The 14316-nt window shown below is 59.9% G+C and carries 12 protein-coding genes; 5 read left to right on the forward strand and 7 right to left on the reverse strand.

Features of this window, described 5'->3' with window-relative positions; translation table 11 throughout:
- Positions 1-105 precede the first annotated feature (105 nt).
- The 3 genes from VGU61_RS11165 to VGU61_RS11175 form a co-directional block, all read right to left on the reverse strand.
- On the reverse strand, positions 106-1323 hold the full coding sequence (locus VGU61_RS11165; protein ID WP_326859199.1) for an MFS transporter: 1218 nt from the start codon (positions 1321-1323) through the stop codon (positions 106-108).
- A gap of 85 nt (positions 1324-1408) precedes the next feature.
- Positions 1409-1873 (reverse strand): DUF2269 domain-containing protein, encoded by a 465-nt coding sequence (locus tag VGU61_RS11170; protein WP_326859200.1) that lies wholly within the window; start codon positions 1871-1873, stop codon positions 1409-1411.
- The gene (locus VGU61_RS11175; RefSeq protein WP_326859201.1) at positions 1873-3168 is read right to left on the reverse strand and encodes an NAD(P)H-binding protein; all 1296 of its coding nucleotides are present in this window, start codon (positions 3166-3168) and stop codon (positions 1873-1875) included. The genes VGU61_RS11170 and VGU61_RS11175 overlap by 1 nt, the downstream gene beginning before the upstream one ends.
- Before the next feature lie 132 nt (positions 3169-3300).
- Here VGU61_RS11175 and VGU61_RS11180 point away from each other — a divergent pair, with 132 nt between their 5' ends.
- The 3 genes from VGU61_RS11180 (at position 3301) to VGU61_RS11190 (ending at position 8288) form a co-directional block, all read left to right on the forward strand.
- Entirely contained in the window at positions 3301-3774 is a 474-nt protein-coding gene (locus VGU61_RS11180; RefSeq protein WP_326859202.1) for a hypothetical protein, read from the forward strand.
- A 134-nt stretch (positions 3775-3908) separates the two neighbouring features.
- On the forward strand, positions 3909-4763 hold the full coding sequence (locus VGU61_RS11185) for a glycoside hydrolase family 16 protein (RefSeq protein WP_326859203.1): 855 nt from the start codon (positions 3909-3911) through the stop codon (positions 4761-4763).
- A gap of 312 nt (positions 4764-5075) precedes the next feature.
- Positions 5076-8288 carry an amidohydrolase family protein gene (locus tag VGU61_RS11190; protein ID WP_326859204.1) on the forward strand — a complete coding sequence of 1071 codons (3213 nt, stop codon included), beginning with the start codon at positions 5076-5078 and terminating at the stop codon, positions 8286-8288.
- A 164-nt stretch (positions 8289-8452) separates the two neighbouring features.
- Here VGU61_RS11190 and VGU61_RS11195 read toward each other — a convergent pair whose 3' ends face one another.
- Positions 8453-9346: a manganese catalase family protein gene (locus VGU61_RS11195; RefSeq protein WP_326859205.1), complete on the reverse strand. Its 894-nt coding sequence runs from the start codon at positions 9344-9346 to the stop codon at positions 8453-8455.
- A 363-nt stretch (positions 9347-9709) separates the two neighbouring features.
- Here VGU61_RS11195 and VGU61_RS11200 point away from each other — a divergent pair, with 363 nt between their 5' ends.
- Together VGU61_RS11200 and VGU61_RS11205 are read left to right on the forward strand one after the other, a co-directional pair.
- Positions 9710-10585, forward strand: a complete 876-nt coding sequence (locus tag VGU61_RS11200; protein ID WP_414691624.1) for a ZIP family metal transporter — start codon at positions 9710-9712, stop codon at positions 10583-10585.
- A gap of 240 nt (positions 10586-10825) precedes the next feature.
- On the forward strand, positions 10826-11806 hold the full coding sequence (locus VGU61_RS11205; protein ID WP_326859207.1) for a tripartite tricarboxylate transporter substrate binding protein: 981 nt from the start codon (positions 10826-10828) through the stop codon (positions 11804-11806).
- Between the two features lie 104 nt (positions 11807-11910).
- On the opposite strand, the gene VGU61_RS11210 is transcribed toward VGU61_RS11205, so the two are convergent.
- From VGU61_RS11210 to VGU61_RS11220, 3 genes are read right to left on the reverse strand one after another with little or no spacing between them, the layout of a single operon-like run.
- On the reverse strand, positions 11911-12228 hold the full coding sequence (locus VGU61_RS11210) for a hypothetical protein (protein WP_326859208.1): 318 nt from the start codon (positions 12226-12228) through the stop codon (positions 11911-11913).
- Between the two features lie 50 nt (positions 12229-12278).
- On the reverse strand, positions 12279-13550 hold the full coding sequence (locus VGU61_RS11215) for a cytochrome c (protein ID WP_326859238.1): 1272 nt from the start codon (positions 13548-13550) through the stop codon (positions 12279-12281).
- A gap of 9 nt (positions 13551-13559) precedes the next feature.
- The gene (locus VGU61_RS11220) at positions 13560-14177 is read right to left on the reverse strand and encodes a cytochrome c4 (protein ID WP_326859209.1); all 618 of its coding nucleotides are present in this window, start codon (positions 14175-14177) and stop codon (positions 13560-13562) included.
- Positions 14178-14316 lie beyond the last annotated feature (139 nt).

The following is a 14316-nucleotide window of genomic DNA, read 5'->3' on the forward strand; positions in this document are numbered from 1 at the left end:
CGTTGGTTTTCGTATCTGGTACCACCCAATTTCTTGGTCTATTCATGACATATCAATTTACTGCGCAAGACACGTTCTCCCTGCAAGGAAGGAGGCGCTTGAACTTCAGGCACTGCGCGCCGGCAGTCGTCGGCTCATCCGTACCGACAGGATCAATATCCCTACTGCCCCGCTCAGCATCACCGCCGCCGTGCCCATCGCGCCGACAAGCAACCCCGCTGCGCCGACACCCGCCGACTGCCCGAGAAAAAAGCAGCACGCAAATGCCGAAACAGCCGCACCGCGCCGCTCGGGCGCCATCTGGGTTGCATTGGTTTGCAAGGTATTGTGCAGCATGTAAAAGCCGACGCCGGCGAACAGGCATCCGGGCACTCCCCACCACCAGGCAGGCGCGACGCCGATCACCGTCAGCGCCGCTGTAATGAACAGGCCGCCCCACAAGGCGAGGCCGCGCTCGCCGAGTCGCCTGACCAGCGTCGCGGACAGCATCGCAAACAGAAAGCCGCCGAGTCCGAACAACATCACCAATCCGCCGGCTGCCGTCAGCGACAAATCGAAGCGCACATGCATATGCGATGCAATGAAGGCGAAGGCGCCGTACAGGAACGCGCCTTCCAGGAAAACCGCCAGCAGCAGCGTGCGGGCCCAGGGCAGTGCCAGCACCTGCCCGAATTCGGAGGCCATGCGCTTCAGGCTGAAAGCCTGTTCACGACGCGAGATGCGTGCATGGGCCGGGAGGCGGCGGTTCAGCCAAAGCAGGGAAAGCGCTACCACGATGAAGACAACCGCCACGCCGAAGAACGGCATGCGCCAGTTCATGCGGTCCGCCGCCGCCCCGCCGACGAGCACCCCTGTTGCAAGGCCAAGAATCTGACCGATGAGGAAGCGGGCGAGAACCGGCTGCCGCCGCTGGTAAGGAACGACATCGCCGATCCATGCCATCGCCAATGGAATGATTGAAGCCGCTGTCGCGCCCGCCATCAACCGCGCGAGCAGCAGCATCGGAAAGCTCGGCGCCAATGCGCACAAGGTCGCAGTCACGGCGCATGCCGCGCTGCCGCATGCGACGATGAAGTACTTGCCGTAACGATCTCCGACCGGCCCGAAGAAGAGCTGGGACAATCCGTAAGCCACCGAGAAAAAAGTGATGACCAGCGACGCGTTGCCCAGCGAGACGCCGAACTCGCGCGCAAACAGCGGCAGCTGCGGATCGCATACCCGGAGGGAAATCCCGCTGGCGAACGCGGCAAGCGAAAGGAGCGGAACGGCGGCGGTCGGAATCGTTGGCAGCGGCTCGGTAATGGCTGCTTCAGGGGGCGTCATCAGGTAACCGGGCTTTCATTTCTTGGCGGGGACATTGGTGCATACCCGTCACTCTAGCCAAATTCCGCCGTTGCCGCTTGGACCGCTACGCCGGCTTGGCGACCATCAGGTAAAACACGATCACCAGCGCAAAAAACGCCGGTATGCCAAGCAATACCCAGATGCGCAGATAACGCCAGTAGATCGGTGGCAGCGGCTCATTGCGCTCCACTGCCTCCTGGGCAAAACGGCGCATGCGGATCTGCATCCACACGACCGGCAGCCAGCATGCGCCGGCGACGAAATACAGCACGATGGACCAGACGATCCAGCTGCTCGTCATTGGAAAGCCGGCAAGATGGATCAGGTAGAAACCGGTCAGCGGCTGGAGGATGATGGTCGGCGTGGTGAACAGCCAGTCGGCGAGCACGACGTAGCGCACTACGACAGCCGTGGCGCGCACATCCTTGCTTAGACTGGTGAACAGCATGTAGAACGCGGAACCCAGCCCGGTGCCGAACAGGAAGGTCGACGACAGGATATGCAGCCATTTCACGGTGACGTAGTCCATCACTTCTCCTCAAGTTGCAGCAGCATCCAGATGGCCGCGAGCATCGGCAGATTTTTCAACAGCGGCCCGTATGGATGCAACCAGAATTCCGGCAGCCTCCAGCTGATGATGGCGGTGTAGAACAGGATCGCCGCGAGCTGGGCCAGCCACAATAGGCGGCGACGGCGCATGACCAGCGTGGCGATGCCGAATCCGATATCCATCAATGCGGCGCCATACAACATGACGGGCGCGAGCATGCCGGTGATGCCGACCCGCGCAAGAAGAGCATAGCTCTCTTCGACCGGGTAAAGTCCGAGCGAGACGATGCCGGTGATGATCCATACCAGGGCAATGCTGACGCTGAGCATCGGCAGGAGCCAATCGAGCTGAGCACGCAGGCGAAACGATGGTACCTGTTCACGCCCGATGAACTCGGCGGCACTGCGCGGCGGCCTTCCAAGAATCTCCTGAATCGCCGACGCATCGGCAGTATTGCCGCGTTCAAGCATCTGCAGCGTTTCAGGATCGAGCAATCCACCAGGCAAGGCGCTTCCCAGTTTTGCTCCCATGCGAACCAGGGGCATTGGCATCGGCAGAAAGCGCGCCCTGCCCAAACCGATCGTTGTCCGCAGCGTGGACAGGTAGGTACGCAGCGTCATCGGTTGCGGACCGGCCACCGGCAGCGTACGGCTTCCCGTCGGAAGCGATTGTTCCGAAGCCAGGCAATCGACCAGCGCCCCGATGGCGGCAACGACATCACCCACGTGCACCGGCTGGATCATTTGACCGCCATTGCCGGGCAACGGAATCAAGGGGAGTGCCGCCATCGTCCCGAACAGCCGTGCGCTTGCGCCGTCCGCACCGAACACCAGCGAAGGCTGCACGATCACCGAGGCGAGCGGCAGTCCGGCGAGAAAATCGTCGGCGGCCTTCTTGCTGAGATGGTAGCAGCTGCGCGCATGTTCGTCGGCGCCGAGTGCGGATATCTGGATGACCAGCTTCACGCCGGCGGACGCACATGCTGTGAACAAGGCGCACGGCGCCTGCCGATGCAGGGCATCGAAGGTTTGCACGCCCTGCTCGCGAATGATGCCGACCGCATTGATGACCACGTCGACGCTCTTCAGTCGCGGCAGCCACACGGCGGGATCGGTATCGCGAAGGAAATCCGCCTGCAGGGCATTGCCGCGCAGTCGTTCATCGATGATGCCCCCGGGGTTGCGTACGGCGCATATCACCCGGTGCCGCGATACCAATGCTTCGGCGATGTGCCGTCCGATGAAACCGCTGGCGCCGGTCAGCAGTATGAGCAATCGATGATCCTTTCCGTGGCATGGGAACCGTCACCTGCGGTTCGCATCTGAATTCAAAAGTGCATGTCGGTACGACCCATCGCCCATGGGGCGAGTTCATTCGAGCTTATTCAACCTGATCAAGGAGTATGCATGAAGTCATGGACCCAAGCCTTGCGTGACGGCGCCATATCTGGCAGTGCAGGCAGCGCATTATCGACCGTGATGCTGTCCGCCTGCGGAGAGCAGGAAGCAGATGCGCCCCTTGCGCCGACCAACGCGATCAGCCACTGGGTATGGGGAGACAGGGCGCTCGCCCATGAAGAGGCGAGCATCCGCCATACACTGCTGGGCTACGCCATCCATCACGGCGCATCGACTTTATGGGCAGTCGTCTACGAAAAATGGTTTGGCGAGCATGCGGAAAACAAGGCGCTGACGCCGGCGGTCGCCGGCGGCTTTGCGGTCGCTGCCCTCGCCTGCTTCGTCGACTACCAGCTGACCCCGCGTCGCCTTCGTCCCGGATACGAGCATCATCTTTCCAAGCGCTCTCTCTTCCTCGTGTATGCATCTCTCGGTATCGCCTTGCCGATCCGCGGTTACCTCGCTGCTGACCAAGACAAATAGTGCACTGCAAAAGAAATGAATTTCCACGTGCATGTTTCATGCATTTTTGCATGAAGATGCTGTCAGTTAATTTTTGAACCATTTTAAAAAAGGAGATTCAGAATCGTTCCATTAACTGACTTGAAGGAAATATTTTGTCCACTTCAATTGCTCAACGTGTCTTCAAGGCATCCCTGTGTTGTGCTGCCGTGGTAACGGTTCTAAACGCTTCCGCTCAAGAAAGAAATTCCGGCGCTGCCAACATTTCCCCGTTTTCCAATTCACCCTCGCGTTCCGCCCCCGCTGCATCAGACTCCGCTGGCCCGTTTGGCCAAGATGCATCGGCATACACCCTTACTTTCTCCGATGAATTTGAAAACGGTTTCAATAGCAGCGTCTGGAACGAAGCTGCCGATGAAAATTACAGCAATGCAGTAACTAACTTCGCAGTCGAAGACGGCTCGCTGAAAATCTGGCCTGCACGCGGAAGGAACGGCGAGTTCTTCAACCGCATCATCGATACCAATGGAAAGTTTTATCAGCGCTACGGCTACTTCGAGATGGAAGCCAAGCTGCCGATAGGAAAAGGCACATGGCCGGCGTTCTGGCTGTTCAACTACATTAACGGCCAGAAACCCGAGATCGACATCATGGAGGCATATGGTGGCGGCTCGGCAAGCGGCTGGTCGGACGACAACTATCATCCGACCGGTTACGCTCCGGTGGTCTGGCGCGATACCAACGATCGTGCCGGATTCGCGCTCCTGTTCGGACTCGGCGACCTTTCCGCGGACTATCACAAGTACGCCGTGAAATGGGAACCGGGCAAGCAGACGTTCTACTTCGACGGCCGCGAGGTCTACTCGGTCAATGCCAACATCGACCATCCGCTCTACATCAAGCTCGACTTGCTCTACGGCAGTGCCGCAGGCAGACCTGATGCGAGCACGCCAACCGGCCCCGGCAATTCCTTCGACATCCGCTACGTGCGCGCCTGGCAGTTCAGATAAGCCGCCCGCCATGTCGTGAAATCCTATAGGGAACACGTCCCGTCCGGCCAGGGCGGGACGCATTGATGTATCGGTGATGATGTATTCACTTCGTTGATGCATTCACGCTGAAGGATCGAACTGATGGATCGGTTCGATGAAGATTCAGGAGCAGGCACGTCGTATTCTGTTGCGTTCGTGTCGTGCTCGCCATGACGCTTTGACTTTCGACAAGGAGCAATCACACCCGCATTTACAAAGCCGGCAGTCGTCCAATACTGGATTTGAGGAGGATCAAAAAATAAATCCCCAACACCAGACCGGAGACCACCCATGGCTACGCATGATCACCGCTCCCACGAGCGCGCGAATACATTCCTTACGCTTTCCCCCTCCCGCTCCTCCTTCCCGTTCCGTTCCCCCTTGCGATTGCGACCCCGATCCAGCCTGCTTGCCCTGGCAATCGCCGGCCTGCTGAGCGCCTGCGGCGGCCGCGACACAGGCCAGGCAAGTGCGGGCAGCTCCGTTGTCGCCAGCAGTCACCAGGCCGTACCTGTTCCGGAACTGAACACACTTACCGGCCCGACGAAAGAAGTCACTGTCACCTTCAGCGAAGGGACCAACATGGCCGCAACGGCTTCGCCGGATGGTCAGCACATTGCGTTCACCGCGCAGGGTGCGCTATGGGTTATTCCGGCAGCGGGCGGCAATGCAACACGGATCACCAGCTGGGAGCTTGAGCCGACCGCCCCGGTGTGGTCGCCCGACGGCAAAGTGATCGTATTCCAGAACTATGCGCCGACCGGCAACTACCACCTCTATATGATCGAGCCGAACGGAGCGAACGTCCGCGCGCTGACATCCGGGCCGCACGACGATCGCGAGCCTGCATGGTCGCCCGACGGTCTATCGCTGGTGTTTGCATCTGACAGAAGCAATGACGGCCAGTACAAGATCTGGCGCCTCTCGATGGAGGACAACACACTTACCCAGGTGACCAGAGGCCCAGGCGCGGAGAGCAATCCCGTCGTCAGCCCGGACGGAACGCAGGTTGCGTATGCCGACACCGGCAAGGTTTACAGGGCACCCATATCAGGAAATGGCGCTCCGGTTCTTGCCGGCGATGGAACATTTCCCGCATGGGCGCAGAACGGGACCGACCTGATTTACCAGAATGCAGCCAGGTCGCTGATCATCGGCGGGCGGGAAGCGGTCACGGGAGAGGATCTGTTTCCTTTCCCCGTACGCTCGATGGTCGGCGGCAAGCTGCTGTATACGTCGGACGGAAAAATACGGACACGCGATGCCAGCGGCGCCAACGTGAAGGATGTCCCGTTCACCGCAGCGATTACCGTCAAGCGGCCTACTTTCGAAAGATCGCGCGACCGCGGCTTCAACGATCTCGGCCAGCGCCAGGCAATGGGCATCAGCGCCCCGGCTCTCTCACCGGACGGAACACGTATCGTTTTTGTTGCACTCAATGATGTATGGGTAATGACCATCGGTGAAGCACCCGTGCGGCTGACCAATGACAAGGACCGTGACGGCAATCCGCAATGGACGCCGGATGGCAAAGCAGTGTATTTCTCGTCCGAAAAGGGAAATGCAGGCGCGCTGGCCGTGGATCAGGTTGATGTCGATTCGAAACGCAGGACAAGGCTTGCATCGATCACGGCAAAGTCCATGGTCACGCCAAAAATGTCTTCGACAGGGGACCGCATTGCTTATACAACTTTGTCGGGGCAATTGGAAATTTGGGATGTTGCTTCAAAAACTGCGCAGACAATTATTACTTCGGTGAGTACGCAGGTCAGTACGCCGTCTTGGACACCTGACGGTGCAAGGATCATGCTCGTCGACAATGAGCGCATCAACAACCGCTTCCGTGAAGGCTACAACAAGCTGCGCGTGATCGAAATCGGCAGCAAGCAAGCCACCTTCTACCCCGTCGCCACGCCCCCGCAGCAGATATCGGAACGCGATGAGGGTGCCGCCGCGCTGTCCCCGGACGGAAAGACAGTCGCCTTCATCATGGATTCGGTGCTGCATGTCATGCCGGTCAATCCGGATGGATCTCCTGCAGGTGCAGCCCGCGCCATCACGACCGAGGTAGCCGACCTGCCCTCATGGAGCGGCGATTCACAAACGATTCTGTATAAATCCGCCGGCAAGCTGAAGACCATACAGGCCGATGGCGGCGGTGCGCGTGAGGTACCGGTGAACCTGCCCTGGACCCAGGCCGTTCCGCAGGGAACGACGATCATCCGCGCCGGCGCGGTATGGGACGGTGTCAGTCCGCAGGTGAAGCAGGATATGGATATCGTCATCACCGGAAACCGCATCACCGCGATAAGGCCGCATCAGGAAGGTGCCGAGCGATCGGCCGACCGCTATATCGATGCGACCGGAATGACGGTGATGCCGGGTCTGTGGGATCCGCATATCCATCCCCTCACGCTATACCAGGGTGGCCAGTATGGCCAGATCGCGGCACTCATGCTTTCCTATGGGATCACGTCGACGCAGTCAGTCGCCGGTCCGCTCCATCAAAGCATCGAGATGCGCGAAGCGCTCGAAGCAGGCAACCTCAACGGTCCGCGCTTGTTCGTATCCCCGCCGCTATGGGAAGGCAACCGACTCTTCTATAACTTCGCCCGCACGCTGCGCACGCCGGAGATCGCCGACATGGAGATCGAGAAAGCCAAGGCGATGGGAACGGACTATATGAAGTCCTATGTTCGTGCGCCGATTCCGATCATGGTGAAGATTGCGCAGGGCGGGATCGACCTGGGCGTACATACCGGCACGCACATGCTGTCGCCGGGATCGGCAACCGGGCTGGGCGGAACCACCCACTTGTCGGCGACACAGCGCATGGGCTACGGCTGGTCGAAGTCGGTCGGGGGCTACACCTATCAGGATGCGGTGGATCTTCATGCCAAGAGTGACTTCCGGCTGGTCGACACGCTGTTCTCGTCAACGGCACTGGTCGGGCAGGACCCCGGCCTGATCGCCGGCGACCGTTTCCTGCTGGTCCCGCCCAACTTCGTGACCGGTCTGCAAACGGCACAAGCCCCGACGCCGACCCAGATGGCGACCATCCGCAGGGATGCCGAGCAATCGGCGAAGGTAATGCGGGCCGGTGGACTGCTCGCCTACGGTACCGACTCGCCGCTGGTGGCGCCGGGCATCGCGCTGCATACGAACCTGAGGGCGGCGGGCATGGTAATGAATAACCATGAGGCACTGCAGACGGTGACCATCAATGCGGCGAAGATGAGCCTGGTGGACAAGGACCTCGGATCGATCGAGGTGGGCAAGCTGGCGGACCTCGTCATGGTAAGAGGCAATCCGCTGGAAGATCTGAAGGCGGCGGCAAATGTTGAATACGTGATGAAAAACGGCTTCAACTATTCAATCGCCGAGATCGTCGAGCCCTTCAAGACCAGGGCGGCACTGGCGGCACGGAAGAAAGCCATCCTTGCCTACAAGAAGATGTGTGCGAAGGACCATGAGGCTTGCGGGCATGGGATACATGCGCATTGAGCTGGCTGGGTAATCAGTAGCCACCTGCGTTCGCAACATCATTGTCGGGCTCCGCCCCCTTCGAGGGGGCGGAGCAGTGATTCGGACAGCATGCTGTCCGCCTGAGAGGGAAACGGTTAGTTCCCTTTTTGCCGCTTCTTGCGTATAGGAAGTTTGTTAACGTCCTACTTCTTCCCGATCACCTGGGCATTCTGCGCTCCCAGTTCCGCACCCGTCTGCGGGTTGGCGGTAGGGTCCGACTTGGTACGCATCGCGGTCTTTTCGACCACCGCCATTTCGGCCGTCGTCAGCTTGACCGACGCTTCACCGCTGCCGCCATCCACGCCCGCGATCTCGGACGGATTGGACACGAACTGCCATTGGTCGCCCTGGTTCCACGAGCCGCGAAGATCGCCATCGCCTTGCGACATATTGAAATACACATTCGTGAAGCGCGGGTCGCCCTGCAGCTTACCGGGCGGGAAATTCGATTCAATCGAGTACAGCGCCTTCTCGAAGGATTTCTGGTGGGCGATTTCACGGGTCATCAGAAAGCCGAGTGCTTCTTTCACGCCCGGGTCGTCGGTGAGGTTGATCAGACGCTCGTAGACAATCTTCGCCCGTGCTTCGGCCGCAATATTTGACCGCAGGTCGGCGGTCGGCTCGCCGATGGAATCGATATACCCGGCATTCCAGAGTTGCCCGCCCGAATTGATGAGCGCCGGTCCGCCGCCGTAAAGCACCTGTGTAACATGGCTGTCATTCCCGGCGCCGTTGATCGAGCGATACAGCTCCGCCTCTTCCTCCACGCCTTCCGCCAGCCGGCCCTTCGCGCCCTTGTTCAGCATGGCGATGATCGAACCGATGACTTCGAGGTGGCTGAGTTCTTCGGTTGCGATGTCGTACAGCATGTCCTTGCGGCCTGGATCATCCTCTGCAACCGCTTGCGTGAAATAACGCATCGCCGCCGCCAGTTCGCCTTGCGGACCGCCGAACTGCTCGAGCATGAGATTGGCCAGTCCAGGATTGGATCCGCTTACACGTACCGTGTATTGCAATCGCTTGTTATGTACAAACATAAAGCTCTCCTATAGATGCCTTGTTGAAATTGAATGGTTTGATTCAACTCAAGGACCCTATGCAACGCAAGGCGTGTGCCTGCTGGCGATAAACCGCCAATATTCACTTCCCGTGGGTCCCGGCCCGACCGGAACCGACGCCGGACCCGCATTGTGGAACAGCTGTTTTGTAGCGAGGTCGGTTTCTGAGGTAAGAATTACACCGGTTTCACGAACGGCGCCCTGCAATACGCCCTGGAAAGTAGGATGGCGACGGCGTGCAGGACAAGGCATGGATTTCGCGTATACGAAACGGTCCGAATTGCCATGACAGGAAGTCCCATGAACGACAGCGGCTCGCACAGCAACAGCGAAACCCTTCAAATGCAGTTCAAGCCCATGCCATGGCAGCGCTGGGTGATTGTTGCGCTGATGCTCGGCGCGGTTGTCCTGGTGTTCGTGAACGCGCATCGCTACTTCGTCTCCTACGATTCACGGATCGCGGGAGCGCTTCAGGGCGGCGCATTGGCCGCCGCAGCAACTTTTCTCGGCACCGTACCGGTCCTGCTGTCGCAGAATTTTTCACAGCGCGCGTATGACACCATGCTGGGCTTCGGGGCCGGCGTGATGCTGGCGGCAAGCGCGTTTTCTCTGATTCTGCCGGCGCTGGAGTCCGCTTCTGAACAGGGGCACGGTTCCTGGGCTGCCAGCAGCATCGTCGGCATTGGCATCCTGATCGGCGCGGCCTGCCTGTTGCTGGTCGACCGGATCGTTCCGCACGAGCATTTCATCAAGGGTGTGGAAGGGCCGCAGGCACGGCTCATCAAGCGAACATGGCTTTTCGTGCTGGCGATTGCCCTGCACAATTTTCCTGAAGGCCTCGCAATCGGCGTCGCCTTTGCTGGACCAGACTTGGATGCCGCGCGCTCGCTTGCCACCGGCATCTCCATACAGGATGTGCCGGAAGGACTTGTGGTCGCGCTTGCATTACGCGGTGTCGGCTATGGACGGCTGACGTCGGCGGGACTCGGCGCGGCCTCGGGACTGGTCGAGCCAATTGCGGCTGTGTTCGGGGCGGCGCTGATCAGTGTGTCGACGGGCTTGTTGCCATGGGGACTCGCCATCGCCGCCGGTGCCATGTTGTTCGTCATCAGCCACGAGATCATCCCTGAGTCGCATCGCAAAGGGCACGAAGCGTTCGCCACTTGCGGTTTGATGCTCGGTTTCGTATTGATGATGCTGCTCGACACGGCCTTGTAAGCGCACATAAACGTTTCATTCGATCTTCGGCACGATATAACCAAGAAATCAAAATCGGCAGCATTGCGGTTCTGCAATGCAGAACCGCGTTCCAATTTCGTTGACTGTATTTAGCGTATACGTTAATTTCGCTCTGGAGCAGAGAGCAGAACCAACATCAACCGCATTGCCCCACTCCCCTTTTTTGCAGCAACGACTCCGGTCGGAACATATAAAACGAATCCATCACAGGAGACAGCAATGAGCTTTAACCGTCGTAAATTCAACCGCCTTTTGCTCGCAGGCACCGGCGCCGTCGTCGCCGCGCCCTTCGTGCGTGCCCAGGGCGCATGGCCGAACAAGCCAATGCGCGTGATCGTTCCTTATGCGCCGGGCGGCTTTACCGATGTCATGGCGCGCCTGGTTTCGCAGCATCTATCGACCCGCCTCGGACAGCCCGTGCTGGTCGAGAACAAACCCGGCGGCGGCAGCTTGATCGGCGTGGACGCGATCGCCAAGTCGCAGCCCGACGGCTATACCTTCGGCGTGGTGATCGCCGCTTACGCCGCCAACATGACGCTGTACCAGAAACTGCCGTATGCGCAGAAAGACTTGCAGCCGGTATCCCTGATCGGCGTCTCGCCGCTGGTAGCGGCGGTGAACAAAGATCTGCCCTACAAGACCGCGCAGCAAATGATTGCCTTCGCCAAGGCGAATCCCGGCAAGATCAGCTACGGCTCCTCCGGCAACGGCTCGGCCGTACACCTCAGCACCGAACTGTTGAAGATGCTGACCGGCACTTACATGCTGCATATTCCCTATCGAGGCGCGGCACCGGCGCTCAGCGACCTCATCGGCGGCCATATCCAGCTTTTCATGGATGCTGCCTCCGGACTCATTCAGCCGATCAAGACCGGCAAGGTTCAGGGTATCGGCGTGGCGAGCGACAAGCGGCTGCCCGCGCTGCCGGATGTGCCTACCTTCATCGAACAGGGCATCAAGGGATTCACCGGCAGCACCTGGGCAGGCATGCTTGCCCCGACAGGCACGCCGCCGGAAGTGATCAAGCGCGTCTCCGACGAGATCGCGCAGATCGTTAAGCTTCCGGATGTCGTCAGCCGTTTCGAGACCATGGGTGTTATCCCATCCGGCTCGGGGCCGCAGGAGTTCGACCGCTTTATCGAAGAAGAAATCAAGAAATGGGGCAACGTGATCAAGACCGCGAAAATCACCGCCGATTAATCGTCAGGCGGACCGGTTTTGAATGATGCGGCCGGAATTGCTGAAACAAAAAGGGGAATGCCGTGCAAGGCATTCCCCTTTTTCTATTTTCCGTCAGCGGCAGGTCAAGGAATATCATGGCCGCCGTGCCGCAGCATGATGTCCGATGCGCGGGAAGCCAGGCCGTCATCCCCGGCGTCGACAGTCAGGAGGATATTGCTCGGCTGGAGCGGGTCTGCGAAGTTGCGATCGTAGACGGTGCCCGGGTTCTCGCCATCCGGGTCGCCGTTCCCGACCGCGAAGTTGCCGGCCGTCGGGCCGGCTTCGCTCTGGATCGATTCGAGATGCACGCTGTCGGCGGAAAAGCCCGACGAAAGAAGTTCGTTGCGTGCATTCTCGGCATGCGAAAGCTCGTTATAGATTTTTGCGACGGGTCCGTTCATTGTGTCTCTCCAAAATCAAAGAAGACACGCCGATCCGCGTTCCGTTCACATCAGTCGAGCGGCACCGACCGATAACGCTGCACGTCGGCCGGACTCACGATCGATGCCTGGTTCCCCCATGCATTGCGTGTATAGGAAACCAATGCCGCAACCTCCTGGTCGTTGAGCAGCGAACCGAATGGCGGCATGCCGTATGGACGGGGATTGCCTTTGGTGCTGGGCGGATAGCCACCGTGCAGCACCATCCGGATCGGATTCACCGCGGAGCTCATTACCACCGCCCGATTGCCTGCAAGCGGCGGGAACCCCGGCGGCTCGCCCTGCCCGTTCGATTGATGGCACGCAACGCAATGTTCCTCGTACAGCTTCGCTCCCAAGCGGAGAAAGTCGCTGTCCTCCGGCGCCGCGCCGCGTTTTGGCGGCGACTCGGTTTGCGGAAGCGCCTTCAGATAAACAGCCATTGCGCGCACATCGCTGTCGCTCAGGTACTGCAGGCTTTCACGTACCACCTCCGCCATCGGACCGGACGCGGCGGCACGATCCGATACGCCGGTCTTCAGCAGGCTGACGATCTGCTGCGTTTCCCAATCGCCGAGCCACGCTTCGCCGGCGGAAGTCAGCGACGGCGCATACCAGTTCAATATCGGGATCAGGCCGCCGCCGAGCGGATCGTTTTCGCGTGTCGCGCCGAGTGCATTGCGTTCGGTGTGGCAAGCGCTGCAATGACCGAGTCCTTCTACAAGGTAGGCACCGCGATTCCATTCGACGCTCTGCGCCTGTTGCGGACGCTGCACTTCGGGACGGAAGTACAGCGCCCGCCAAGCCGCCAGCAGGATGCGCTGGTTGTAGGGAAAGCGCAGCTCGGGCGTGCGATTGGCCTGTGCCACCGGTTCGATCGTTTTCAGATACAAGTACATTGCATCCGAATCGGCGCGCGTCACCTTGCTGTAATTCGGATAGGGAAAGGCGGGATACAGCAGGCTGCCGTCGCGCGACTTCCCGTTATGCATCGCGCGCCAGAAATCGTCGGCGGTCCAGGCGCCGATGCCGGTGTCCGGATCGGGCGTCAGGTTGCTCGAATAGATCGTGCCAAACGGCGTCTGGATTCCTCTGCCGCCGGCATAGTCGGCGCCGCCGCGCGTGGTATGACAGGTCATGCAATTGCCGACCCGCGCGAGGTAGGCGCCGCGCGCGACCAGTTCCGGCGAAGCGACAGGCGACGGTGCGACGGCATCGGTTCTGTCTTCCGCCAGCCCCAGATACAAGGTCAGGCCAAGCAACGCCGCGACGAGAAGAACAAGGAATAGCGGGATGCGCTTCATTGTCATGACTCATTGCCTCCCGTAGCTGCCGCATGGGATCGGCAGTTTGACGCTGCCGAATGCGACCGGCGCATAATCCTTCGGGACCGGCTGCGTGGAGAGCCATGCGGATGCGGCGCTGATTTCATCGACCGTCAATTGCTTGGTGATCTGCGCCATGCAGTCCGGTGCCGCGGCGCGGCGGGCCCCGTCGCGCCATGCGCCGAACTGCGCATTGATGTAGTCACGGGGCAATCCGAGCAGACCGGGAATGCTGGGCGCCACGCCGGTCAGCGTATTGCCGTGACAGGCAATGCATGCAGGCATATTCCGGCCCGGGTCGCCTTCGAACACCAGCGCCCTTCCCTTCTGAAGAACCGCATCCGACACATTCACCGATTGCGGCGGTGGATACGGGGGATTTTGATTTGCGAAAAAGGTCGCCATCTCCATGAGGTAATCGTCTGACAGATGCTGGACCATGTAGGTCATCAGGGCGTACTGCTTGCGGCGGCCGTCACGAAAATTGACGAGCTGGTTGTACAGGTACCCGGCAGGCTTGCCGGCGATGCGCGGGTAATACCCGTCGCTTGCGGCCTTGCCTGCTTCGCCGTGGCATGCCATGCATGGGGCGACGCGTTTGGTCATGGGGTCCTGGGCGGATGCGGGGGTAGTTGGCAGGAACAGGGCTGCGGCGGCGAGAGTCAAGTATGGGATGGGATGCGGCATGGAGGTGGGACAGTAAATCGGTAAGGTGGTTGCAGGTTTGACAGGGCGATAGCTTAAT

Origin of the sequence: Noviherbaspirillum sp. (genome assembly GCF_035944575.1) — a bacterium.
GTDB lineage: Bacteria > Pseudomonadota > Gammaproteobacteria > Burkholderiales > Burkholderiaceae_D > Noviherbaspirillum.